This is a genomic window from Phytoactinopolyspora mesophila, assembly GCF_010122465.1.
GTDB lineage: Bacteria > Actinomycetota > Actinomycetes > Jiangellales > Jiangellaceae > Phytoactinopolyspora > Phytoactinopolyspora mesophila.
Window position 1 is genome coordinate 24,937 of sequence record NZ_WLZY01000002.1, and the last position, 23,393, is coordinate 48,329.

Genomic DNA, 23,393 nt, shown 5'->3' on the forward strand with positions numbered 1-23,393 from the left:
AGCGTGGTAACAGGCGGGGCACGCAGGCCGACGCTGCGGGACATCGCGCGGTCTCTGGGGGTATCTGTCAATACGGTCTCGCGTGCCCTGGCTGGAAAAGACAGCGTCAGCGAGCACACCCGCGGTCTGGTCCGGGCCGAGGCGGACCGGCTCGGATATGTGCCGAATACGCTGGCGCGTTCGCTGGTGCTCGGTTCCGCCATGACCCTCGGGCTGGTGATCACCAACCCCTCCAACCCGTTCTACGCCCGGCTCATCAGCGGCATCGAGATGCATGGGCGCATCCACGGATACTCGCTGCTGCTCCTGGTCACCGATGAGAGCACGGACAACGAAAGCCGGGCGATGGATGCTCTGCTGCAGTCGGCTGTCGACGGGGCCATCGCGGTGCCGGTGCAGAGAGAGTCCGACCACTGGAAACGGCTCGAAGGGGCCGGCATCCCACTCGTGTTCGTCAACCGGGACGTGCCCGAGCGTGAGTACGACTTCGTTGGTATCGACAACGAGCTCGGTGCGTACGACGCTACCCGGCACGTCATCGCCCAGGGAGCCCGCACGGTGATGGCGCTGGAAGAAGATCTGCCCATCACCACCATCGCGGGACGCATCGCCGGATTCCGGCGCGCGGTGGCTGATGCCGGACTGCCGCTCGACGAAGGCAGCGTCATCTCGGTGCCGACGCGGCGCGACGATTCGGCAGTGCTGCCGTGGCAGCCGGAAGAGGCCTACCGGGTCGCTCAACAGTTGGTAGCGCGCCCGGATCGGCCGGACGCGGTGATCACCGGTAACGACTTCTTCGCGCTGGGCTTGTACCGGGCGCTGGCCGAAGTCGGTCTACGGGTGCCGGGCGACATGTTGGTCGTGGGGTACGGTGACCACCCGTACGCCGCATACCTCGATCCGCCACTGACTTCCGTGCGGCTCCCGGCCCAGGAGGTCGGGACCGCTGCTGTCGACCTGTTGCTGAAGCGCATGCGGGGACGGCCGGAGCACGCCGGTGCCGCGGACGGCGGCGCTGGCAACGACGCTCCTGACCCCGATCCGGAGAAGCTGGTGTTCGCGCCGGAGCTGGTCGTCCGTGCGTCCACCGCCCCGTGATCATTGGCACTTAGCCACCGATTTCGGTGGCTAAGTGCCAATGATCACGAGGCGCGGTTTCTCAGTCTGCGCAGCATCCGGGCATCGCTGAAGCCGACGTCGTGCGCGGCTGCCTCGACCGTGCTGCCATGGCTGATCAGATGCTCGGCACGTTCCACCCGCAAGATCTGCTGGTAGCGCAATGGCGTCATGCCGGTGGCCGCGCCGAACAAACGCGTCAGGGTCCGCTCGCTGACGCCCGCCGCGCCGGCGAGCTCGCTGAGGCGTAGCGATTCGGTGAAACGCGCGTCGATCAGGTCCTGGGCGTGGTGGACGACGTCGCTGACGTGTGAGCGGTGCCTCAACATGGCGCTGGCCTGAGGCTCGTTACCGTTCCTGCGGCCGAAGACGACCATCTCCCTGGCGGTGCGGGCGGCCGTCGCGGGGCCGTGGCGGACTGCCACCAGGTGCAGAGCGAGGTCGATACCGCTGGCGATGCCCGCTGAGGTGATGATCCGGCCGTCGGTCACGTACAACACATCCCGGACGACGTCGGCCCGCGGGTAACGCGCAGCCAGGTCGTCCTGCAGGGCGTGGTGAGTGGTGCAGCGCCGGCCGTCGAGCAATCCGGTGGCGGCCAGGGCAAAGGCACCGGAACAGACACTGGCGACGGTGCCCCCGGCCTGGTAGTGCTCGGTGAGACATCGTGATCCCGCTGGGCTGAGGGCCGGGCCGGTCCGCACGGGTGATCGCCAGCCGGGCACCAGCGCGAGGTCGTCGGCACGCAGTTCCGGCCAGCTGGTCGACAGATGCACCGTCAGGCCCTGCGCGGTGCGCACCTCCGGAACGTCGCCGACGTAGTGCAACTCGTAGCCGTAGCCGAGATCGGCCACGGTGGAGAACACCTGTGCCGGGCCGGCGAGGTCGAGCAGGTGCAGGCCCGGCACCAGAACGAAGACGACGCGTGGCACAACCCGCCTCAGCCGGCCGCGACGGTAGCCGGAACGATCTCGTCAACCGTCCGGATGGTCGCGAAGCGGCCGGCGAGGGCGTATTCGGTCCGGGTGATGATGTCGGCGGTCGACAGCGTGCTCGGATCCGCCAGGATCTCAGGCAGGGCGCGGCCGCTGGGTGCATCCCGGTGCGCGATGGGGAATGTGGCGGTGGCGTCGATGGCGAAGATGACCTCGAAGCCGAGATCGGCCGCTACCCGGGTGGTGGTCTCACAGCATTGCTCGGTCTGGATGCCGCAGACAGTCAGCTGCCTGATGCCATGCGTGGTGAGCAGTTGCTGGAGATTGGTGGTGGTGAATGCGTTGATCGAAGTCTTGGTGATCACCGGCTCGGCATCCAGAGGCGTGAGGCCGTCCATCAGCCGCACGTGGCCCTGGGCGGGATCGAAGACGGTGCCGGTTCCGGGCTCGGTGTGCAGGACCCAGACGACGAGGTCGCCAGCTGCGCGGGCAGCCGTGACCAGCCGGTCCACCTGCTCAACGATCTGTGGGTTGGACACGGCGGGCCAGTTCGGCCGTCGGAGGAAGGACTGCTGGAGGTCGACCACGATCAGTGCGCTCTTCATACCTGCCATCCTGGCTGCCGGACGGTCTCGCCGGAAGACACCATCATGCCTCATTGCGGACCGATCTGGTCAACACCCTCCCCGTCTCGGTGATCGTCAGTACGTTGTGGTTGTCGGCCTGCGACCACAACGCCCTGACGATCACCAAATCGTAGCCACAACGTACTGACGATCACCTGGAAGGAGGATTGGTGATGGCGACAGTCGAGAAGTCGGGCCGCCCGTTCGGTGGGAGCTCGAAGCCTTGGACGTGCTCCCGGTAGGCGGTGTTGTTGGCGAGGTCGGCTGGGAAGATGCCGACGGCGTCGTCCCAGATGTAGCGCGCGGCCTCCAGATACAACGCCTCACGCTCGGCCGGGTCGAGGGAAGCGCGGGCCCGCGCCAGCGCGTCGTCGAGATCTTCGTTGCAGTACCCCATCCGGTCCGCCTCGCAGGTGTACAGCCGACCGAGGGTGAAGTCGGCGTCGCCGGTGCCCGTCGCGTTGGTCTGCAGGTTCAGATCCCAGTTCATGTTGCCGAAATCCTCGAGCCACTGGGCCCGTTCCTTCTCCAGAGGCTCCACATTGACGCCGACGTCCGCCCAGTCGGAGATGAACGCCTGAGCCAGGCCGCGAATATTCGGCCCGCCTTCACGCGGCCACTGGATGGAAAGATCGATGCCGTCCGGATACCCGGCCTCCGCCAGCAGTTGCCGCGCCCGGCCAGGGTCGTACGCGTAGTGTTCAAGCGCCGGGGCGCCGAAAACCGCCTGAGTGATCGGCGCCTGGGCGAGGGTCGCGAGATCCCCGAACAGGTCAGCGACGACGCCTTCGACATTGACCGCATGCCACATCGCCTGGCGTACCCGGACGTCGTCGAGCGGCTCCTCGTGCCCGTTGAACCAGATGAAGTAGTACGTGAAGCTCGGTCCCGTCTCGTAGACGATCCCGGACTCTCCGTCCACCTTGCCGATCTGGTCCGGTGGGATCCGTGACATAGCGTCAATCTCGCCGGTGTGCAGCGCGGTGATCCGGCTGGATTCCTCCGGGATGTTGATGATCTCCACGCGGTCGAGGATCGCGGCGTCGCCCCAGTAGCCGTCGTTGCGCTCCAGGAGGACGCGGTCGTCGGGCACGAATCGATCGACGGTGAATGGTCCGGTGCCGACGGGCTGCTGCCAGTACGCGTCGTCGTCGATCTGCCCGGCCGGTCCGATGAACAGCAGCGACAGCGTGCTGGGCAGGGTGCCCAGCGGCTGGGAGGTGTGGAAGGTGACGGTCGAGTCGTCCGTCGCCTCGATCGATTCCACCGGCGCCCACAGGGGAGCGAGCGGACCCTCCATGTCGATCAGCCGCTCCGCCGAGGCCTTGACATCATCGGCGGTCAGGGGCGAGCCGTCGGTGAACTCGACGTCGTCGCGCAGATGGAACACCCAGGTGGTCTCGTCGGTGTTCTCCCAGGACTGCGCCAGGACCGGGACCGGCTCGCCGTCCTCGAGCCGCACGAGCGGCTCGAGGACCTGCTGCACGGCAGTCTGCACGGCTTCCTCCGCCGGGTACTGGTGGGTATCGAGCGAGACCGGGAAGAGCCCGTCGGCGTAGCGGAAGACCTGCTCGGCTTCGCCCCCGGCGCCGCCACCTCCGTCGCCACCACACGAGGCCAGCACCAGTGCGCAGACACCGGCCAGCACGATCCGGCCGCGAAAGCGTGTGCTCGTGACGACTGTCCTCTCCGTGATACCACGACGGTAACGTGCCGCGTAGTTATTCATCGGAGACCGACACCTGGTGGAAGTAGGGGCGGCCGTTGGGGTTCAATGTGAAGCCCTCGACGTGCTGGCGTTGCGCGACGTTGGTGGTCAGGTCCATCGGGAAGGCACCAACCGCCTCATCCCAGATGATCTGGGCGGCCTGGGCGTAGAAGTCGACCCGCTCGTCCGGATCCAACGCCCGGCGGGCCGAGCTGAGCAGCTCATCGAGTTCGTCGTTGCAGTAGCCGTTCCGGTTCGCCTCACAGGTGTACAGCCGGCCGAGTGTGTAGTCGGCGTCGCCGGTGCCGACGCTGTTGGTCTGCAGGTTCATGGCCCAGTTCAGCGCGTTGAGATCGTCGATCCACTGGGCGCGTTCCTTCTCCAGCGGCTCGACGGCGACGCCGATCTCCGCCCAGTCCGAGATGAACGACTGCGCCAGCGGGCGGATGTTGGCGCCTTGCTCCCGCGGCCACTGCAACGTGGTCTCGAAGCCGTCGGGGTATCCGGCCTCGGTCAGCAGCTGACGGGCCAGCTCCGGGTCGTACTCGTAGGGCGTGAGCTGAGGTGCGCCGAAGACGTCCTGTGGAATGGGAGCCTGCGCCACCTGGGCGATGTCGCCGAAGAGGTCGTCCACCGCCCCCTCGATGTTCAGCGCGTGCCACATCGCCCGCCGGACCCGGACGTCGTCGAACGGTTCTTCCTGGGCGTTGAACCAGTTGAAGTAGTACGTGTAACTCGGCACCGTCTCGAAATCGATGTCGTCGCTGTCCTCGATCTGCGATACCTGGTCCGGTGGGACGCCGGTGGTGAGGTCCACCTCACCGGTCTGCAGTGCGGTGAGCCGCCCGGAGATCTCCGGTATGTAGATGAACTCGAGCCGGTCGAGTTGTGCCGGGCCGCCCCAGTAGTCGTCGTTGCGAGCCATGGTGACGCGCTCGTCGGGCACGAATGTGTCGAACTCGAACGGGCCGCTGCCGATCGGCTGCTGCCAGAAACCGTCGTCGCCGATCTTGTCCGCCGGTCCGATGAAGAGCAACGACGCCGAGCTGAGCACTGTGCCCAAAGGCTCTTTCGTGCTGATCGTGACGGTGTGGTCGTCGGTGGCCTCGATCTTGTCGACGTCGGCCCAGAGCGGGGCTAGCGGACCGTCGAGCTCGATCAGGCGCTCGGCGGAGGCCTTGACATCGGCGGCGGTGAGCGGGGAGCCGTCGTGGAACACGGCGTCGTCGCGCAGGTGGAACACCCACGTCAGTTCGTCGGGGTTCTCCCACGACTCGGCGAGGACCGGGATGAACTCGCCGGAGTCGAGCCGGACCATCGGGTCGAGCAGGTGCTGAACGACGCCCTGCAGCGCCGACTCCGCGGACTGCTCGCCGTGTGGATCCAGCGACACCGGGGCGACACTCGTGGCGACCCGCAGCACCTGCGGGGACTCGCCCTGAGGTGCCGCGTCGTCGGCGCCACCGCAGGCCGCGAGAACGAAACCCGCGGCCAATACCGTGCCCGCGACCCTGCTCATGCGGCCTCGCGGTGGCCCTGTTCGGTTGGCGGTCATGGCGTTCTCCCTTTCGGATCAGCGCTGGAAGCATGCGAGTGCTCGAGGATCCCGGCCGGAACCGCCGGGATCGTGAGCGGCTGCTCCCGAGCTAACCGTCCGGTGTGTGCGGAGAACAATGACGTTTCGCCCTGTGCAAAACAGTGCGGCAGGCGCAGCGATGCCGGCCGGCCGCCGGTGCTACCGCAGGGTGTATGTCGCGGTCACAGGCTTGTGGTCGGAGGGCGCCTGGCCTTCGAAGAAGAACTCCACGACTTCGCTGCAACGTGGGCGAAGCGGGCCGCGGTGGAAGAGCCAGTCGATGGCCTTCTGCGGTGATTCGGCGGGTGCCCAGCCTTGGCCGGGCTCGACGAGGGGAAAGACCGGGTGTGTGGGGGGCGACGTGGTGCCCAGGGCGGTGAACGAGTCCGTGAAACCCGCCTCTCGCAGCGGCCATAGCGGCCGCGCGTAGTCGTTCATGTCACCGGTGAACAGACACGGGCCATCGGGTGCGAGCCGATTCAGCACGGCGACCGCCTGGCGCGCCTGTCCCACTCTCGGGTTGACATCGTCGACGCGTTCCTGGGGGTGGCCCGGCCACGTCAGGTGCGCCGTACTGAACAGCAGCGACGGGAGATCTCCGGTGCCGGACGGACGGAGCCGGACCCAGAACAGCCGAGCATGTTCGGAGCGGATGCCGATGTCTTCCGCGCCGTAGTCCTCGAGGGTGAACACGTCGTCGCGCCACCAGATGTTGCTCTGCGTGGCCCACCCGGGAAAGTCGTCTTCGACACGGGAATGCTCGGGCAGGGCGTCGTCGAGGACTACCCGTGACTCCGGCTGCAGCTCCTGCACACCGAACACGTCCGGCTCGCGGAGCTTGAACAGAGACTGCAGAGCCCGGGTGCGTTCGGTGAGCCGGTGCCCACCCCAGATGTTGTAGGTCATCGCGACGAACGTGAACGGTCTCATGGCTGGCGTTCCCCGACGGCATCGGCGCTGTGGGTGGTTGCGTCGACGCTGGAGAAGAACACGCTGTTGTAACCGCCCAGGCGGATGGCGGTGACTTCCCCGTCCGGGTCGACGGTCATGTTCAGGATCGTGACCGAGCAGTTGTCGGGTGGCTCGAGCAGGCGGTGTCCGTCGGGAGGTAGGTCAAGTGCCTCCGCGGTGGCGACCCGGACCGGGCCGCCGTGGGTGAAGACGAGCGCCGTCGCCGTGTTCTCGGGCGGAATCCCGCGCACGGTCAGCTCGGCGATGTCGCGTAGCGCCTCACCGACGCGGGCGCGCATGGCGGCGAAGTTCTCGCCGCCGCCCCGGCGGACGTCCTCGCCGGCCTGGATGGCGGCGATCTCCTCGGGGAAACGCTCGAGGACGTCTTCCCTGAGCAGGCCGCTCCACGCGCCGCAGTCGATCTCTCGTAGCCGTTTGTCGAGTTCGACCGGGTAGCCGGTGCGGGACAGATACGGCGCTGAGGTTTGCATGACCCGTTCGAGATCGCTGCTGAACACCAGCGCCGGCTTGGGATAGGTGGCATGCAGATGCCGGCTCACTGCCGCCGCTTGGGTGTGACCCAGGGGAGTCAGCCCGGTGCCGAGTTGCCCTTGCACTCTGCCCTCGGCGTTCCAGTGGGATTCACCGTGCCGGATCAGAATGAGTTGTGCTTCTCGCCAGGTCTCGAATTGCGGCTCGTCGACCGCCCATCGTCCACTCACGGCTGCCAGCCTCCCACGGGCTGTGCGTGGCCCGGCAACAGGGTTTCGTCATCTGCAAACCGCCTCATGATCATGAACGCTAAGTGACCAATACCGTCAACAAGTGTTCATGATCAACGGAAGGAGGGGCACGATAATTAGTTGCGTGATGCACCCATCTTGGTGTTAACTGAATTTGTGCATACACAGAAGCCTGACTCCGATGGCTTCCTGACGCACAGGCAAATACTGATCGTTCTCGGCGGTTTGATGGCCGGGATGTTTCTGGCCGCGCTGGACCAGAGCATTCTCGGTGTCGCCTTGCCGCGCATCGTCAGCGAGCTGGGTGGCCTGAACCACCTTTCGTGGGTGGTCACCGCATATCTGCTGACGACGACGGCCTCCACGCCCCTGTGGGGGAAGATCTCCGATCTCTATGGACGCCGGCCGACGTTCCAAGCCGCGATCGTGATCTTCATCGTTGGGTCGACGGTCGCGGCGCTGGCGGACAGCATGGGGATGCTGATCGGCGGCCGGGCGGTACAGGGTCTGGGCGGGGGAGGCCTGATCGCCCTGGCCCTGGCCATCGTCGGCGATGTCATCCCACCCCGGGAACGCGGCCGTTACCAGGGCTACTTCGGTATCGTCTGGGGGTCGGCAAGCGTCGCGGGTCCCCTTCTGGGCGGATGGTTCACCGACGGGCCGGGCTGGCGATGGATCTTCTGGATCAACCTGCCGGTGGGTGTGGCCGCACTGGTGGTGACGTCGCTGGCGCTGAGGATGCCGAAAGTCCGCCGAGAACACACCATCGACTACTTCGGAGCCGCTCTCGTTGTGGCCGCCGTCAGCTCGATCCTCCTTTACACCGCGTGGGCTGGCGGCGAATTCGGGTGGGGCGACTCTTTCTCGCTCACCCTGCTCGGATCGGGCGTGGTGCTGGCGCTGGTGTTCGTCTGGTGGGAGTCGCGCGCCAAGGAACCCATCATCCCGCTGCGGCTCTTCCGGGGACGTGTCTTCAGCCCGGCCGTGGTCTTCACCCTGATCATGGGCATCGCGATGTTCGGCGGCCTGATCTACCTGCCCATCTACATGCAGGTGGTGCAGGGCATGTCGCCGACGGAGTCCGGTCTGGCGATGCTTCCCGCCATGGTCGGGATCTTCACGAGCTCGATCGGATCCGGGCAGCTGATGACCCGGACCGGCCGGTACAAGGTGTTTCCCATTCTCGGCGTGGTGATCACCGCCATCGCGATGTTCCTGTTGTCGACCCTTGGCACATCTACTCCGTACTGGCAGGTGGGCCTCTACGTCTTCCTGTTCGGCTTCGGACTCGGGTTCACGATGCAGATTCTCGTGACGATCGCGCAGAATGCCGTCGACCGTGCCGACATGGGCGTCGCGACGTCGAGTATCACGTTCTTCCGGTCGCTGGGTGGAGCACTGGGAACGGCCGTCTTCGGCGCCGTGCTCAACGCCCGCCTGGCACACCACCTGCGTGACGCGCCGGCCTTGGTCGCGCCGGAGGGATTCGACGAGGCCAACGTGGCCAGCAACGTCCAGGCGATCCAGGCGCTGCCGGACGACGCACGAGCGGCGGTGACCGAAGCATGGGTCAACGCCTTGGGCAACGTGTTCCTCACAGCGCTGCCATTCCTCGCGATCGCGCTGGTGGCGGCCATCATCATCCCGGAAATCCGGCTGGGCACTCGCGACGACGCGTCTCCTCTGACCGGTGCGTCGGCGGTGCCTGCGGCCGGCGCTGTCCCGCCCGCAGGAAACGAACCCGCGCCGGGCGCCGCCCCCTCCTCCGGAGACAGCACACACACTCCGCGCTGATCGTCGGGTCCTCTGGTGCTCTTGTGGCATGTGTCCATGAGAGACCACTTGGGGGTGGGGTCGTCGGGGGGAGCGGTGGGCGCCCGGCTGTGCTGTGACCTTTCATGTCTCGGCGGGTGGTGGGGCTTGGATCGTCCGGCGTGGTCCGCACGACGATCTTCACGACCACTGCCGCGGCGCGTCCGTGCTGGGGTGTCGCCGGTTGTGAAGATCGCCGTGTGAACCACGACGGCCGCCGGGGCCGTATTCGGGGGTTGTGAAGATCGTCGTGCCAAACCATGCGGCTGTGGGCGGTCGGGCTTCACACGAGTGGGGACACACCGGTTGTGAAGATTGTCGTGTGAACCACGACGGCCGCCGGGGCCGTATTCGGGGGTTGTGAAGATCGTCGTGCCAAACCATGCGGCTGTGGGCGGTCGGGCTTCACACGAGTGGGGACACACCGGTTGTGAAGATTGTCGTGTGAACCACGACGGTTGTCAGGGGACGATCAGCAGGGCCAGGGCGACGAGCGACTGACTCGCGGCCTGCACCACGGCGAACCGGCGTAAGGACGGCACCAGAGCGGCGGCCTCGACGTCGGTGTCCCACGGGAGCACCGCGGCAAGCGCTGCCGTGCTGTGCGTCGCGTGCACGCTCAGGACCGCGCCGGCGGTCCACACCGACAACCCCGGGTCGGTGACGAGCACGGTGAAGGCGGCGAATCCGAGGAACACGGTGGCGGAGTGTGAGGCGGGCCGGACCACGGTCGCGGCTGCGGACAACGCCAGCATCACCAGCATCGCCGCGTTCGGATCGGCCCATAACGTCATGATCGCGATGGTGGCGGCACAGGTGAGCCCGAGCAGCATTCGTAGCGACCAGGCGGGGATCGTCGTGCCGACAGTGCCGGACCCGGGCAGCCTCGAAGGGCCGCCCGGCTCCGATTCGGTGGCCGGCGGGCTGCCGGTGGTGCCCGGGAGGGCAGCAGGATCGTTCATCGGTGCCGGCTCCTTCTTGGCGCCCGGGCGAGGCGGGCCAGGTTCAGGGCGAGCTGACCAGGGTCGGCCGGGGTGACGGTGACCCCCTGTGCGGTCAGTGCCGCCAGCCGTTCGTCCCGTTCGGCGAGCACGATACGTAGGGCCACAGCCATCTCCCGGTTCTTCGACGGCACCCGCAATGGTTCCGGTAGAACGTCGGCAGCCAGCACCGGGTGGCCCGCCCGCCGCCAGCCGGCCGCCACGTCGACGATGTCGTCGTCGAAGAAGACGGAGGTGACCACGATGATCGAACCCGGCGGGAAGGCCGGGATCCGGCGCGCGAGCCGGGCCAGGTCACCGGAGCTCGGCCGGCGGGTGTGCCGGGCCAGATGATTGCGCAGCCGGATCAGATGCCGGCTTCCGCTGGCCGGGCGCACGAGTGTGGCCGGGTTGGACAGGTCGATCATGCCGACCCGGTCTCCGTGGGCCAAGTACGCGGCCGCGATGGACGACACGGTGTCGACGGCGAGATCGATGCTGGTCCGGGAACCGTGGTCGCGGGCCTCGCGTGGTGTCACCTCGCTGGACGCCGACCATTGGGCCACATCGGCGGAGAGGTCGTACCGGTTGTCCAGGCAGCACATCACATCGGCGTCGGCATCGACGAGCGTACGCCGGGTGTACAGCTGTTCGTCGACGCCGGATTGGCGGGAGGTGACCCGCCAGTCGATTCGACGCAGCCGGTCGCCGGGCACGAATGGAGAGATCTCATGCAGTTCGGTGCCCTCTCCCGGGCGCCGGGTGCGGTGCGCGCCGACCATTCCGGCCGGCCGCGGGGGCAGGGCGCCGGACGGAAGCCGCGAGGTGATCGCCGGCAGCACCTTGGCCGTGAACGGGGCACCTTCGGTGGGGCCGGCCACCCAGAGCGCGTCGTCGGCCGCAACCAGATGGGTGGGACGGGCGAGCACGTGGGTGCCCCAGGTGGTGATCTCCATCTCGGTCACGATCTGGCGGGGCTCGTGGTCACGTCCCGGCGCCTGGACCGCCACGCGCTCACCGTCGCCGTCCTGAATGGTGGGCGGCAGGATAACGGTGACGAACTGCCCGGACGACGGCGCGAGGCTGGTGGCGAGCTTCGCCCGGTGACCGGAATCCAGCCGCTCGGGGCCGATGACGCGGACCTCCGGTGGAGCGCCGAGGCCGGACTCACCGGTCCATGCCCGGGCCAGCGCGCTGTGGCGGCCGTGCGCGAGCGCGGCGCCGAGCGCCAACGGCACCCCGAGCAGCAACAGCTCGGTGCGCCCCAGCACGAGCGCGAAGCCGGTCAGCACCACCGGAAGCGCGACGGCCCGGCTGTATGCCGGGGTGGGGATCCAGTACCGGCGCTTCGACAGCCAGCTCATTCCGGCCCCGCACGCTGATGGGACGGCTTGTTTCGGGCCGCGGTCGCACCGCCGGCGGCGTCCAGCTGCTCGATCGCCCGCACGATCCGCTCGATGGTCGGAAGGTCTGGTTGGAAGCTCTCGGAGCGCAGCACTGTGTGCACATCGTGACCGAGAAGTTCAGGGCCACGGACGTCGTCCCACACCACCCCGAGCCGGTGCATCTTGACCGCGGCCAGCCTCTGTAACCGGTGCTGGAGGCTGGGGTCGGGAATTCGGCCCGACCGAGCCTGCTGCCCGAGCCGGCTCGCCAGCCGTGCCACCTGGCTGGACCCCCCGCTGCGCAGCCGGTTCGCCGTCCTTGGCCAGGGCAGATGCGCTCCCTCTGGCCAGTATCTGGGCGCCCAGACGGCAACGCCAGCGACGACGATGCCCATCAGAACCGGACGCCACCCCTGCACCCCGACCGCGAAGGCGATGAGCCCGACGGCCGCCCCAGCGCCCGGACCGAGGATGTACCAGCGTTTCATGGCGCGTCCACCGTGTCGTGGTCGAGCGGACGCAGCGTCCGCAAGATAGCTGCCAGTGCGGTGCGGGCCGCCTCGACGTCGCGGGCGGACATGTTCGGATCGGCGGCGAAACGCGCACGGTGGTACAAGTCGCGAAGCAACAGGGTCGCCGTCTCATCGGCGTGGTATTGGCGCAGCAGACCGGCGGTGAACTCGCTCGGTGTCTGGGAACGCCGGCGCGGCACACCGGATGCCTCGGCGGCCGCCTCGAGCCCGAGCCATGCCTCGATGACGGCGTCGCTCCCGCTGGCATGCTGCGCATCCAGGGCACTGCTCGCGGTCCGGACGGCTTTGCGGAGCTCGTCGACGTGGTCGGGAAACTCGTCCAGGTGGCCGCCGACGACGTTGCGCCGCTGCCGGGAAAGGAACCCTTTGGGCATCCGCCGGACGATGAAGGCGATGACGGCGGCGAGCACCGCGATCAGCACAGCCAACGCCGCGTTCCACGGGATGTTGATCTCCCGTGGCGTGTAGTCGCTTTCGAGCTCTTCGAGCCACTCAGCGTATGGGTCGTCGGGTTCGGCCGTCGGGGGCGGCAGCGGCACCGGGGTGCTCTGCCCGCCCTGCCATTCCGGCGTGACGACCTCCATCCGGCCCATCCCGGCGATGGCGACGACGAGCAACGCCGCGGCCATGAGGACAGCGATGGCCGGCAACCGGCGCCCGATGCGGTGATCGGTGCCGCGGCTGGTCGCCGCGTCGTCCTTGTGGTCGCGCCCGGGTTGTCCCACAATGACGATACTGGCACATCTGGCTCGGCCGGCGCGTCCTGCCGACGCACGTGGGCACTCGGCGAAGATGAAGTACGTTAGTAGTGCGGTGAGCATGGCTAGGGTGGCCGTGATGAACGCCGCACACAGTGATCAGGTGGAGTGATGACCACACAGATACCAGCCGGCAAACAGCCGCGTGAGGCGACGCTGGCTGAGCCGGACACGGCTCTCGGGCCCGATGCGACGCTCGAGGCATCGGCCACGGTGTCCACCGAGGTTGATGCCGGTGCCGTGGCGGAGGACGAGGCGCTGGACGACGCCGACCTCCTCGATGACGCCGACCTGCTCGACGATGTCGCGCCGGTCGAGCGGCGGGCGTCCGGGCTGGTGATGGGCTGGCTGCTGGTGATCGGTGGTCTGGTCGGGCTGCTCGGCTCCGGTGCGCTCTCGATCGAGCGGGTCCTGGTGGCCGGCGATCCGGACTACGTGCCGTCGTGCAGCTTCAACCCGCTGATCAGCTGCGGTCAAGTCATGGAAAGCTGGCAGGGCTCGTTGTTCGGCTTCCCCAACCCGTTCATCGGTGTCGCGGCTTTTCCGGTGGTGATCACCTTCGGCGTGATGCTGCTGGCTGGTATGCGCCCGCCGCGATGGATGTGGCTCGGGCTCTGGGGCGGCACTGTGCTGGGCGCTGTCTTTGTCACCTGGCTGTTCACCCAGAGTGTGTACGTGATCGGCGCGTTGTGCCCCTATTGCATGGTGGTGTGGCTGGCCACCATCCCCACGTTCGTGTATACGACGGGGTATGTGCTGTCCGAGCGGCATCTGCCGGCGCCGGCCGGTGTACGGCGGGCGATCGTCGGCAATCGCGGCCTGATCACCATGGTGTGGTTGCTCGGCATCGCGATCTTCATCGCGGTGGAGTTCTGGGACCGCTGGGACCTGGTGTTCTGACGACGCGCGACCTCTGACGTGGAACACGCTAATGTTGTGAGACAGGCGATTCCGGTCAGACGATCTCGACCTATCGCGTGGCAACGGCCGGGGCAGGAGGTGGATGATGGCGATCGCACTTGAGGACGTGATCGGTACTGTTCTGAAACCGGAAGAGTATGACGCCCTGCCTGAGAACAGGTTCCGTGAGCTCGTGGATGGAGTAGTCCACATGATGGCGACGCCTTCCGGGCGGCACGAGAAGGTTGCGCACAGGCTCATCAGTGAGCTCGAACGGCGGGTGCCATCGTCTCTTGAAGTTGTTGGTGTGCAGGAGATCTACCTGCAAGATCTGCTGCGGCGTAATCCGGACGTCGTGGTAGTGACCGCGACGGCTTATGGAGACGGCATGCGCAGCAGCTACAGCCCATCAGAGGTAGAGCTGGCCGTCGAGGTTGTCAGTCCAGGCTCTGAGTCGACCGACCGGAAAGTGAAGCCGCGCGAATACGCGGAGGCGCGGATTCCACACTTCTGGCGGGTGGAGATCACTCCGGATGTCGAGGTACATACGTTCCGATTGGGCGATGAGAATTACATCGAGACAGGCGTCTTCACGCCTGGAGATACTGTGAGCGCACCCGGACTCGGCTGGGCGGCAGTGGCGGTGGCCGACCTCGTTCCCCGTCGGTGACGGTGTGCGAGCCGATCGTTTGCGATAACCTAAGAGGCGTGCGAGGTCTGTTGCTCCTTATCGGGCCGCGCTGACGTCAAGTAGCGGGCGCCTTCAGGCGTCGTGTCGGCGCGGCTAGCCCCTCCTGCGGTGAGGGGCTTTTTGACGTCCAGGCCCGAGCACTACATACGACGAGGGAAGCCAATTCGATGACTCAGACGGACCAGAGCACGAGCGAGCAGCCTGCTGAGGCGCCGCACCGGTATACCAGCGAGATGGCCGCCGACATCGAGCAGCGCTGGCAGGACCACTGGGAGACCGAGGGCACCTTCCACACCCCTAACCCAGCGGGTGAGCTGGCCACGCCGGGGTCGGGCGCGGAGCGGAAGAAGAAGTTCTTCCTGATGGACATGTTCCCGTACCCGTCGGGTGCGGGCCTGCACGTCGGGCATCCGCTGGGCTACATCGCCACCGACGTGACCGGACGGTTCCGGCGGATGTGTGGGGACAACGTCCTGCACGCGCTGGCCTACGACGCCTTCGGCCTGCCGGCCGAGCAGTACGCCGTCCAGACCGGGCAGCATCCACGCAAGACCACCGAAGAGAACATCACCAACATGCGCCGCCAGTTGCGCAGACTGGGCCTGGCACACGATCCCCGGCGCTCGTTCGCCACGATCGATCCCGCCTATATGCGGTGGACGCAATGGATCTTCCTGCAGATCTTCAACTCGTGGTACGACGCCGAGGCGGACGGCGGGCGTGGGCGGGCGCGACCCATCAGCGAGCTGATCGCGGAGTTCGAATCCGGCGCGCGGCCCACCCCCGACGGCCGCCCGTGGGCTGAGCTGAACACCGTGGAGCGTCGGCGCGTCGTCGACGATCACCGCCTGGCCTACGTCTCGGAATCGCCGGTCAACTGGTGCCCCGGTCTGGGCACCGTGCTGGCCAACGAGGAGGTCACCGCCGACGGGCGCAGCGAGCGGGGCAACTTCCCGGTCTTCAAGCGCCGGCTGCGGCAGTGGATGATGCGTATCACGGCTTACTCCGACCGGCTGATCGACGACCTGGATCGCATCGATTGGCCGGAGAAGATCAAAATCATGCAGCGCAACTGGATCGGCCGCTCCGAGGGCGCCGCGGTCCGGTTCGCCACGTCCGCGGGGGACCTGGAGGTCTTCACCACCCGTCCGGACACCCTGTTCGGCGCCACGTTCATGGTGCTGGCTCCGGAACACCCGCTGGTCGAGGAGCTGACCACAACGGTGTGGCCGGAGGGCACCAAGCAGGCCTGGACGGGCGGGCACGAGACACCGGGTGCGGCGGTCGCCGAATACCGCCAGCAAGCGGCCGCGAAGACCGAAGTGGAACGGCAGACGGAGGGCCGGGACAAGACCGGCGTTTTCACCGGCTCGTTCGCGACCAACCCGGCTACGGGCCAGCAGATACCGGTCTTCGTCGCCGACTACGTCCTGATGGGGTATGGAACCGGAGCGATCATGGCCGTCCCGGGCCAGGACGAGCGCGACTGGGAGTATGCCGAGCGTTTCGACCTGCCGATCATCCGGACCGTTCAGCCTCCGGAAGGATTCGACGGTGAGGCGTACATCGGTGAAGGACCGGCGATCAACTCCGCCAATGACGAGATCTCGTTGGATGGTCTGAACGTCGCCGAAGCCAAGAGCGCCATCATCGCCTGGCTGGAGTCCAAGGGGCTGGGCACCGGGACCGTCACGTACCGCTTGCGGGACTGGCTGTTCAGTAGGCAGCGTTATTGGGGCGAGCCCTTCCCCGTCGTCTACGACGAGCACGACCTGCCGATCGCCATTCCCGACGAGCAGCTGCCGGTCGAACTGCCGGATGTGCCGGACTACTCGCCGAAGACGTACGCACCGGACGCCGCGGACACCGAGCCGGAGCCGCCACTGGCCCGGGTGCCCGAGTGGGTCGAGGTGGAACTGGACCTGGGCGACGGCCCGAAACGGTATCGCCGCGACACGAACACCATGCCGAACTGGGCCGGCTCCTGCTGGTACCACCTGCGCTACCTGGATCCCACCAACACCGAGCAGGTGGTTGATCCACAGATCGAGCAGTACTGGATGGGGCCGCAGCCTGACCGCGGCGCCAACGACCCCGGCGGCGTCGACCTGTACATCGGCGGCGTCGAGCATGCGGTGCTGCACCTGCTGTACGCGCGCTTCTGGCACAAGGTCCTGTTCGACCTGGGTTATGTCTCCAGCGAAGAGCCGTACTACCGGCTGTTCAACCAGGGCTACATCCAGGCCTACGCCTACACCGACGCGCGGGGCCAGTACGTGCCGGCCGAGGACGTCGTGGAAGTCGAGGCCGAGCCTGTGTCGTCGTACGTCTACAACGGCGAGCCGGTCAACCGCGAGTACGGCAAGATGGGCAAGAGCCTGAAGAACATCGTCACCCCGGACGACATGTACGCCGCTTACGGTGCGGACACGTTCCGGGTGTACGAGATGTCGATGGGGCCGTTGGACGTGTCCAGGCCGTGGGAGACACGCGCCGTCGTCGGCTCCCTGAGGTTCCTGCAGCGGCTGTGGCGCAATGTCATCAGCGAGCAGACCGGTGAGGTCATCGTCGTCGACGGCCCAGCCACCGAAGAAACCCGGCGCGCCGTGCACCGGACTATCCACGCGGTACGCACCGACATGGCGAACTTGCGGTTCAACACCGCCATCTCCCGCCTGATCGAACTGAACAACCATCTGACCAAACTGGAACACGTGCCGCGCGAGGCTGCCGAGGCTCTGGTCCTGATGGTTGCGCCGGTCGCTCCCCACCTGGCCGAAGAGCTGTGGTCCCGGCTGGGCCATACCGGCTCGGTGGCGCATGCGCCGTTCCCACAGGCGGACGAGGCCATGCTGGTCGAAGAGACGGTCACGTGTGTTGTGCAGGTTGCCGGGAAGGTCCGTGACCGGCTGCAGGTGCCGCCGTCGGCAGACGACGCCACCCTGGAGCAGCTGGCGCTGTCCTCCGAGGCGGTAGAGCGGGCGCTGGCCGGTCGCGGGGTGCGAAAGGTGATCGTCCGGGCACCGAAGCTGGTCAACATCGTGCCGGCCTGATCGCGTCCGATGGAGCGTCGCACCGGACAGTCCGGGAGCTCGTCGCCCGGCAGGGTCGCGGTGGTGACCGACTCCACCGCATATCTCGCCCCAGACCTTGCTGCCGAATTCGGCGTGCACGTGGTGCCGCTGCATGTCGTGATCGACGGCGTACCGCGCGTCGAAGGCGCCGGAATCGGTCCGCAGGAGGTGGCCGCGGCGTTGCGCGGGCACGCCAAGGTCAGTACCTCGCGGCCCACCCCGCAGGCGTTACTCGACACCTATCGGCAGGTGGCGGAGCAGGGTGCGGACCACATCGTCTCGGTCCACCTGTCCGGAGGGCTTTCCGGAACGGTCGACGCCGCCAGGCTTGCCGCCGAAGAAGCGACGGTGCCGGTCGAGGTGGTCGACTCGGAGTCGATCGGCATGGGATTGGGATTTGCCGTGCTGGCCGCGGCGGCGGCCGCGCGCCGGGGCTCGTCCAGCCATGACGTCGTAGCGGCCGCGACCGCTACGACGCGGCGTTCGTCGGCGTTCTTCTACGTCGATACTCTCGAGTACCTGCGTCGCGGTGGCCGGATCGGCCCGGCGTCGGCGATGCTCGGCACCGCCCTGGCGATCAAACCGTTGCTGTATCTGGACGGCGGCCTGATCAAGCCGCTGGAGAAGGTCCGCACCGCTGCGAAAGCAGTGGCCAGACTCGAGGACCTAGCGGTGGAGCGGGCCGGGACCGCCGAGGTGAACATCGCCGTTCATCACCTCGACAACGCCGCGCGAGCGGAGGCGCTGGCGAGCCGGCTGTCCGGCCGGTTGACCGCGATCGATGACCTCGTGGTCTCCGAAGTGGGCGCGGTGATCGGTGCGCACACCGGGCCCGGAATGCTGGCCGTCGTGGTCAGCCCCGTGGGCCATCGCCTTCCCTACCCCCGGTGATCGTCAGTGCGTTGTGGCTGCTGCCCAACCACCACAACGCACTGACGATCACCCGCCAGCAGCCACAACGCACTGACGATCACCGAGTCGTGGGGTGCGCCAGGTGAGGGTTGTCCACAGCGGTCGGCCTGGGCGTGACTGAGTTGTCCACAACTCGTCGGTAACCACTGGCTCGGCGCCGTCGCCGCTGCGAAGGTCGCGGCTATGCGCTTGCCACTTTTCAGCCGAGACACCGAAGAGGATCTCGGTGTCGTCGCCCGGCACCGGGTGGCCCGGCTGGCAGCCGACAGCCGGGCGGAGGGCCGCCACGCGAGCAGCCCGACCCGGATGGGCGGGTGGGTGCCGCGGGTGCCGGAACAGGCTGATGAGACGGCGCTCGCGGACACCGATGACGCCCCGCCGGCCGACGCCGGCGACACCGTGCCCGAACCGTCCGGTGACCAGCCAGGGAGCCAGTACGTGCGAGGCCCGGTATCGGGAGCGCTCATCGACCGGCTGCCATTGGCCGTGCGTGGCCTCTGGGAGGCACGCACCGCCGGCACAGGTCGGCCGCGCACAGAGCTCGGGCGCGGACAGATCCTCGTGGTCGCCCTCCTACTGGTGGCTGGGCTCGCCGTGGCGGCGGTGATCTACAGCACCGCGCGTCCTGAGCCGGTGCCGGTGGGTGCCGAGATCGTCGAGACGGGAACCCCGGTTCCAGAGCGTCCGGCTGATCCGGGTGCCCGTCACGACGCCGCGGGACACCTGCCACCGGCCCCGGAGCAGGACACATCGGGCGCCACCGGCATGGAAAGCGAGCACCCGCCGACTGAAGGGTCGGCCGGTGGTGGCCATCCGGACAACGGCATGCTTGTCATCCACGTTGCCGGCGAGGTCGGCCGGCCAGGCGTGGTGACGGTCCCGGCCGGCTCGCGGGTCGCCGACGCGATCGACGCGGCCGGTGGTGCGGCCGAGGGCACCGACCTGACACCGCTCAACCTCGCGCGGGTCCTGACCGACGGTGAGCAGGTTCTGGTAGGTGTGGAGCTGCCTCCTGGACACCAGCCGCCAGCCGATGCCGGTGGCGACGCCGGCGCCGGTACCGCCCCGGAGGCCGGCCCAGGGGGCGCAGGTGACCTGATCGACCTGAACACGGCGTCGAGTCAGCAGCTGGAGACGCTGCCCGGCATCGGGCCGGCGCTGGCCCAGCGCATCATCGACTGGCGCGAACAGAACGGCCGCTTCAATCACGTAGACGAGCTTCACGAAGTAGCCGGCATCGGCCCGAGCAGATTTGCCGACATCGCCCCGCTGGTCAGGGTCTGAATCATGTCGGCATTCCACCTGCGTTCCGGCGACGACGCGCGGAACGCGCCCGCTGGTGAGGCGCTCGACCTGAGGCTCGTGCCGGTGGCCGGCTGCCTATGGGCCGGCGCGTTGGCGGGCCTACTGATGGCACCGGCCCGGCTGGCCTTCGCCGGCGCGCTGCTCGCCGTGCTGGGGGTACTAGTGGTGGTGTCCTGGCGCCCGGCCCGGACGCGCCGTGCTCTGGTGGCGGTGGTGGTGGTCTGCTTCGCCGTCGGCGCGATCATCGGAGCCTCGCGTGCCGCACATGTGCGGGACGGGCCCGTGGCCGATCTCGCGGCGCAAGAGGCCCAGGTCGACATCGACGGTGTGGTGTCCACGGACCCGGTGATCCGGGAAACCGCGCGGGCCGGTAGCGACGACCCCGGCACAGCCGGCTACGTGCTGGTGCGGATCCGGGTCGATGAGATCTCCGGACGCGGCGGCGAGTATCGGGTTCGCACCCCGGTCCTGGCGGTGGCCGGCGGTGCTGTGTGGAGCACGCTTCTGCCTGGTCAGCGGGTGCGGATCACCGGCTGGATGTCATCAGCCGAAGGCCGGGACGTCGCGGCGTTCGTGCGTGTGCACGGCGAGCCGGAACTCGTCGGCGGACCGGGTCGGATCGCCCGGCTGACCGAGCCTCTGCGGGCCGGGCTGCGCGAAGCGGTGCGCGTTGTTCCAGGGGCGCACCGCGGCCTCATCCCGGGGATGGTGGTGGGGGACGAATCGATGATGGGAGCTGAGACTCGCGAGGAGATGCGCATCACCGGTCTGACACACCTGACGGCGGTCTCCGGTACCCACGTGGGCATCGTCTTGCTCGCCGTACTCGGAGTGGCGCGGCTGATCGGGGTACGAGGAACCGCTCTACCCCTGGTGGGTGTGTTGAGCCTGGTCGGCTTCGTCCTCTTGGTACGGCCGGATCCGAGCGTCTTGCGCGCGGCTGTCATGGGCACTGTCGCGGTGTTCGGTGTTGTCTTCGCCGGGCGGCGGCGTGCCCTGCCCGCGCTCTCGACAGCGGTGAGTGTATTGGTGCTCGTCGATCCGTGGCTGGCCCGTTCGGTCGGGTTCGCGCTCTCGGTATCCGCCACTGCCGGCATCCTGCTGCTGGTTCCGTCCTGGGAACGCGCGATGACGTGGTTGCCGCGCCCGCTGGCGCTGGCCGTCGCGGTGCCGCTGGCCGCCCAGGTAGCTTGCACGCCGGTGCTGCTGGGTGTGTTCGGCCAGTTCAGTATCGCCTCGGTGCCGGCGAACATCCTGGTGGCCCCGGTGGTCGCCCCCGCCATGGTGCTCGGGGTGGCCGCTACCGTGGTGGCGCCCGTCGTCCCGCCGCTGGCCGCCGCCATTGCCTGGCTGGCCGGCTGGCCGGTGTGGTGGATCGCGGCCGTGGCTCGGTGGCTCGCCTATCAGCCCGGCTCGGAGTACCAATGGGCTGACGGCAGGCCGGGTGCTTTAGTTGGTATCGCACTCGCGGTCGTGGGCATCGCGGTGCTGCCGGTGGTGTTTCGCCGGCCACTGGTCGCGGCCGGAACCGCTACCGTCCTCGTGCTGGTGTTACTACGGGCGGTTCCGGCACCCGGCTGGCCACCCGATGGATGGGTGATGGTGCTGTGTGACGTCGGCCAGGGCGACGGCGTCGTCATACGTGCCGGGCCTGGGGCCGGGGTGGTCGTCGATGCCGGCCCGGATCCGGTCATGATGCGCCGGTGCCTCGACTCGTTGCGTATCTCGCGGGTGCCGTTGCTGGTCCTGAGCCACTATCACGCAGACCATGTCGATGGGGTGCCGGGCGTACTGGCCGGACGCGACGTCGACCATGCTCTCGTCTCGCCGCTGCCTGAGCCCGAACCCAACGCGGCGCAGGTGGCCGCGTGGCTGGACGCGGCCGGAGTGCCCATCCACGTGGCGCGGGCGGGGGACAGGTGGGCAGTGGGCGAGATCTCGATGGAGGTGTTGTGGCCGCGACGGATCATCCGGTCGTCCGAGGAGTCCGATCCCAATAACGCCAGTGTGGTGCTGGCTGCGGAACTCCACGACGTGAGCATGCTGATGACCGGTGACGTCGAGCCGTTGGCCCAACGCGCCTTGCTCCGGACGATACCCGACCTGACCGCCCGCGTACTCAAGGTCTCGCATCACGGGTCGGCACGCCAGGAGGAGCGATTTCTGGCTGGGCTCGAAGCCGAACTGGCTCTCATCGGGGTCGGGGAGAATTCTCACGGGCATCCCTCCGAAGAGGTGCTCGGCGTGCTGGAACGTGCCGGCGTGGAGGTGCGGCGCACCGACCAGGACGGAACCATGGCCGTGGTGCGGCTCGAGGACGAGAGCCTCGCCGTCGTCGCCCGTTGAGACCGGTGGTCGTCTCCCACTTGGCTCGTTGTCGGCCGGGCGTGGCATGCTGTGTCGCGATATGCCTACTCGAACCGTGGATCCGCTGGTTCCCGTCACCCTGGTCGTCGGGCCGGAAGCCTTGCTTTCCGAGCGTGCCGTCGCCGCGGTCGCCCGTGCCGCTCGCCAGGCCGACGCGGACTCGGACATCTCCGAAGTGGCCGGTGCCGACCTCACACCTGGAAGCCTGGCCGAGCATGCCAGCCCATCGCTGTTCGCCACCCGCCGGGTCCTGGTGGTCCGGGATGTCCAGGATGTGTCGGACGCGGTCAGCGAGGCCTTGGTGGCGCACGTCAAATCGCCGGTGCAAGACATCCATCTGGTGCTCGTGCATCCAGGAGGCGTCAAGTCGAAGAAGACGCTCGACCGGTTGCGCAAGGCAGGCGCTCACGAGGTCAAGGCCGAGCGCCTGACCAAGCCCGATGACCAGGTGAGTTTCGTCCGGGCCGAGGTCCGTCACGCGGGCGGGCGGATCGACGAGCCCGCGGCTCGGCAACTGGTCGATGCCGTGGGCGGAGACCTGCGGGGCCTTGCATCCGCGGCGTCGCAGCTAGCCTCCGACGCTCTGGACGGCATCGTCGACACCGACGTCGTCGCCACCTACTTCGAGGGCCGGGCCGAGGTCAAGGGGTGGGTGGTGGCAGACCGGGCCGTTGAAGGCAACACCGCCCAGGCGGTCGAGCAGTTGCGATGGGCTTTGCAGACGGGCACTGACCCGGTCTTGGTCATCGGATCACTGGCGACGGCCCTTCGAGCGCTGGCACGTCTGGCCGGTGCGGCGCGGGGCGTGCGCGATGCCGACCTCGCGCGCGACATCGGCGTGCCGCCGTGGAAGATCCGGGTCCTACGTGGCCAGCTACGAGGCTGGACCCCCACTGGACTGTCCCAAGCCATCCGCGCGGTGGCGGCAGCCGATCTAGCCGTGAAAGGCGGCGCCAACGACTCCACGTTGGCCCTGACCAATGCGTTGGTGCAGATAGGGCAAGCCCGCTCGAGTTGATTC

19 protein-coding genes are annotated in these 23,393 nt (G+C 67.9%); 9 read left to right on the forward strand and 10 right to left on the reverse strand.

Annotated features, from left to right (window positions below; all coding sequences use genetic code 11):
* Positions 1-3: 3 nt before the first annotated feature.
* Positions 4-1,098 carry a substrate-binding domain-containing protein gene (locus F7O44_RS06380; protein WP_162449413.1) on the forward strand — a complete coding sequence of 365 codons (1,095 nt, stop codon included), beginning with the start codon at positions 4-6 and terminating at the stop codon, positions 1,096-1,098.
* A gap of 44 nt (positions 1,099-1,142) precedes the next feature.
* Here the strand turns inward: F7O44_RS06380 and F7O44_RS06385 are convergent, their stop codons facing one another.
* The 6 genes from F7O44_RS06385 to F7O44_RS06410 form a co-directional block, all read right to left on the reverse strand.
* Positions 1,143-2,048 (reverse strand): DJ-1/PfpI family protein, encoded by a 906-nt coding sequence (locus tag F7O44_RS06385; protein ID WP_162449414.1) that lies wholly within the window; start codon positions 2,046-2,048, stop codon positions 1,143-1,145.
* Positions 2,049-2,056: 8 nt separating this feature from the next.
* Positions 2,057-2,656, reverse strand: a complete 600-nt coding sequence (locus F7O44_RS06390; RefSeq protein WP_174255889.1) for a cysteine hydrolase family protein — start codon at positions 2,654-2,656, stop codon at positions 2,057-2,059.
* 172 nt (positions 2,657-2,828) lie between these two features.
* Complete coding sequence (locus F7O44_RS06395; RefSeq protein ID WP_162449415.1) at positions 2,829-4,406, reverse strand: ABC transporter substrate-binding protein; 1,578 nt, start codon at positions 4,404-4,406, stop codon at positions 2,829-2,831.
* A complete protein-coding gene (locus F7O44_RS06400) occupies positions 4,399-5,940 on the reverse strand; it encodes an ABC transporter substrate-binding protein (RefSeq protein WP_162449416.1) in 1,542 nt (513 codons plus the stop codon). The genes F7O44_RS06395 and F7O44_RS06400 overlap by 8 nt, the downstream gene beginning before the upstream one ends.
* Positions 5,941-6,120: 180 nt before the next feature.
* Positions 6,121-6,891: an endonuclease/exonuclease/phosphatase family protein gene (locus tag F7O44_RS06405; protein ID WP_162449417.1), complete on the reverse strand. Its 771-nt coding sequence runs from the start codon at positions 6,889-6,891 to the stop codon at positions 6,121-6,123.
* Positions 6,888-7,634 (reverse strand): histidine phosphatase family protein, encoded by a 747-nt coding sequence (locus F7O44_RS06410; RefSeq protein ID WP_162449418.1) that lies wholly within the window; start codon positions 7,632-7,634, stop codon positions 6,888-6,890. Before F7O44_RS06410 ends, F7O44_RS06405 begins: the two co-directional genes overlap by 4 nt.
* A 177-nt stretch (positions 7,635-7,811) precedes the next feature.
* Between F7O44_RS06410 and F7O44_RS06415 the strand changes: the two genes are divergently transcribed.
* Positions 7,812-9,449, forward strand: coding sequence for an MDR family MFS transporter (locus tag F7O44_RS06415; RefSeq protein ID WP_222851128.1), 1,638 nt, complete (start codon positions 7,812-7,814; stop codon positions 9,447-9,449).
* Positions 9,450-9,928: 479 nt separating this feature from the next.
* Here the strand turns inward: F7O44_RS06415 and F7O44_RS06420 are convergent, their stop codons facing one another.
* Genes F7O44_RS06420 through F7O44_RS06435 form a run of 4 tightly spaced genes read right to left on the reverse strand, consistent with a single transcriptional unit; the run spans position 9,929 to position 13,090 of the window.
* Positions 9,929-10,429 (reverse strand): hypothetical protein, encoded by a 501-nt coding sequence (locus tag F7O44_RS06420; protein ID WP_162449419.1) that lies wholly within the window; start codon positions 10,427-10,429, stop codon positions 9,929-9,931.
* The gene (locus F7O44_RS06425; RefSeq protein ID WP_162449420.1) at positions 10,426-11,811 is read right to left on the reverse strand and encodes a DUF58 domain-containing protein; all 1,386 of its coding nucleotides are present in this window, start codon (positions 11,809-11,811) and stop codon (positions 10,426-10,428) included. The genes F7O44_RS06420 and F7O44_RS06425 overlap by 4 nt, the downstream gene beginning before the upstream one ends.
* Entirely contained in the window at positions 11,808-12,320 is a 513-nt protein-coding gene (locus F7O44_RS06430; protein WP_162449421.1) for a hypothetical protein, read from the reverse strand. Before F7O44_RS06430 ends, F7O44_RS06425 begins: the two co-directional genes overlap by 4 nt.
* Positions 12,317-13,090: a DUF4129 domain-containing protein gene (locus F7O44_RS06435; protein ID WP_162449422.1), complete on the reverse strand. Its 774-nt coding sequence runs from the start codon at positions 13,088-13,090 to the stop codon at positions 12,317-12,319. The genes F7O44_RS06430 and F7O44_RS06435 overlap by 4 nt, the downstream gene beginning before the upstream one ends.
* Before the next feature lie 144 nt (positions 13,091-13,234).
* On the opposite strand from F7O44_RS06435, the gene F7O44_RS06440 reads away from it, so the two are divergent.
* The 7 genes from F7O44_RS06440 to holA all read left to right on the forward strand — a co-directional run bounded on the left by F7O44_RS06440 (position 13,235) and on the right by holA (position 23,390).
* Entirely contained in the window at positions 13,235-14,023 is a 789-nt protein-coding gene (locus F7O44_RS06440; protein ID WP_222851129.1) for a vitamin K epoxide reductase family protein, read from the forward strand.
* Positions 14,024-14,129: 106 nt separating this feature from the next.
* On the forward strand, positions 14,130-14,693 hold the full coding sequence (locus tag F7O44_RS06445; protein ID WP_222851130.1) for a Uma2 family endonuclease: 564 nt from the start codon (positions 14,130-14,132) through the stop codon (positions 14,691-14,693).
* Positions 14,694-14,881: 188 nt separating this feature from the next.
* Positions 14,882-17,767 carry a leucine--tRNA ligase gene (gene leuS / locus F7O44_RS06450; protein ID WP_162449424.1) on the forward strand — a complete coding sequence of 962 codons (2,886 nt, stop codon included), beginning with the start codon at positions 14,882-14,884 and terminating at the stop codon, positions 17,765-17,767.
* A gap of 9 nt (positions 17,768-17,776) precedes the next feature.
* Entirely contained in the window at positions 17,777-18,679 is a 903-nt protein-coding gene (locus F7O44_RS06455) for a DegV family protein (RefSeq protein ID WP_162449425.1), read from the forward strand.
* Between the two features lie 204 nt (positions 18,680-18,883).
* Positions 18,884-19,984, forward strand: a complete 1,101-nt coding sequence (locus F7O44_RS06460; RefSeq protein ID WP_222851132.1) for a ComEA family DNA-binding protein — start codon at positions 18,884-18,886, stop codon at positions 19,982-19,984.
* 3 nt (positions 19,985-19,987) lie between these two features.
* Positions 19,988-22,351, forward strand: a complete 2,364-nt coding sequence (locus tag F7O44_RS06465) for a DNA internalization-related competence protein ComEC/Rec2 (RefSeq protein WP_162449426.1) — start codon at positions 19,988-19,990, stop codon at positions 22,349-22,351.
* 61 nt (positions 22,352-22,412) lie between these two features.
* Positions 22,413-23,390 (forward strand): DNA polymerase III subunit delta, encoded by a 978-nt coding sequence (holA, locus tag F7O44_RS06470; RefSeq protein ID WP_162449427.1) that lies wholly within the window; start codon positions 22,413-22,415, stop codon positions 23,388-23,390.
* Positions 23,391-23,393: the final 3 nt, after the last annotated feature.

What these genes read in the sequence shown, in the direction of transcription:
- F7O44_RS06390 (WP_174255889.1), bottom strand. Translation starts at nt 2,656, where the DNA reads ATGAAGAGCGCACTGATCGTGGTCGACCTCCAGCAGTCCTTCCTCCGA.
- F7O44_RS06395 (WP_162449415.1), bottom strand. Translation starts at nt 4,406, where the DNA reads ATGAATAACTACGCGGCACGTTACCGTCGTGGTATCACGGAGAGGACA.
- F7O44_RS06400 (WP_162449416.1), bottom strand. Translation starts at nt 5,940, where the DNA reads ATGACCGCCAACCGAACAGGGCCACCGCGAGGCCGCATGAGCAGGGTC.
- F7O44_RS06405 (WP_162449417.1), bottom strand. Translation starts at nt 6,891, where the DNA reads ATGAGACCGTTCACGTTCGTCGCGATGACCTACAACATCTGGGGTGGG.
- F7O44_RS06420 (WP_162449419.1), bottom strand. Translation starts at nt 10,429, where the DNA reads ATGAACGATCCTGCTGCCCTCCCGGGCACCACCGGCAGCCCGCCGGCC.
- F7O44_RS06425 (WP_162449420.1), bottom strand. Translation starts at nt 11,811, where the DNA reads ATGAGCTGGCTGTCGAAGCGCCGGTACTGGATCCCCACCCCGGCATAC.
- F7O44_RS06430 (WP_162449421.1), bottom strand. Translation starts at nt 12,320, where the DNA reads ATGAAACGCTGGTACATCCTCGGTCCGGGCGCTGGGGCGGCCGTCGGG.
- F7O44_RS06440 (WP_222851129.1), top strand. Translation starts at nt 13,235, where the DNA reads ATGACCACACAGATACCAGCCGGCAAACAGCCGCGTGAGGCGACGCTG.
- F7O44_RS06445 (WP_222851130.1), top strand. Translation starts at nt 14,130, where the DNA reads ATGGCGATCGCACTTGAGGACGTGATCGGTACTGTTCTGAAACCGGAA.
- leuS (WP_162449424.1), top strand. Translation starts at nt 14,882, where the DNA reads ATGACTCAGACGGACCAGAGCACGAGCGAGCAGCCTGCTGAGGCGCCG.
- F7O44_RS06455 (WP_162449425.1), top strand. Translation starts at nt 17,777, where the DNA reads ATGGAGCGTCGCACCGGACAGTCCGGGAGCTCGTCGCCCGGCAGGGTC.
- F7O44_RS06460 (WP_222851132.1), top strand. Translation starts at nt 18,884, where the DNA reads ATGCGCTTGCCACTTTTCAGCCGAGACACCGAAGAGGATCTCGGTGTC.
- F7O44_RS06465 (WP_162449426.1), top strand. Translation starts at nt 19,988, where the DNA reads ATGTCGGCATTCCACCTGCGTTCCGGCGACGACGCGCGGAACGCGCCC.
- holA (WP_162449427.1), top strand. Translation starts at nt 22,413, where the DNA reads ATGCCTACTCGAACCGTGGATCCGCTGGTTCCCGTCACCCTGGTCGTC.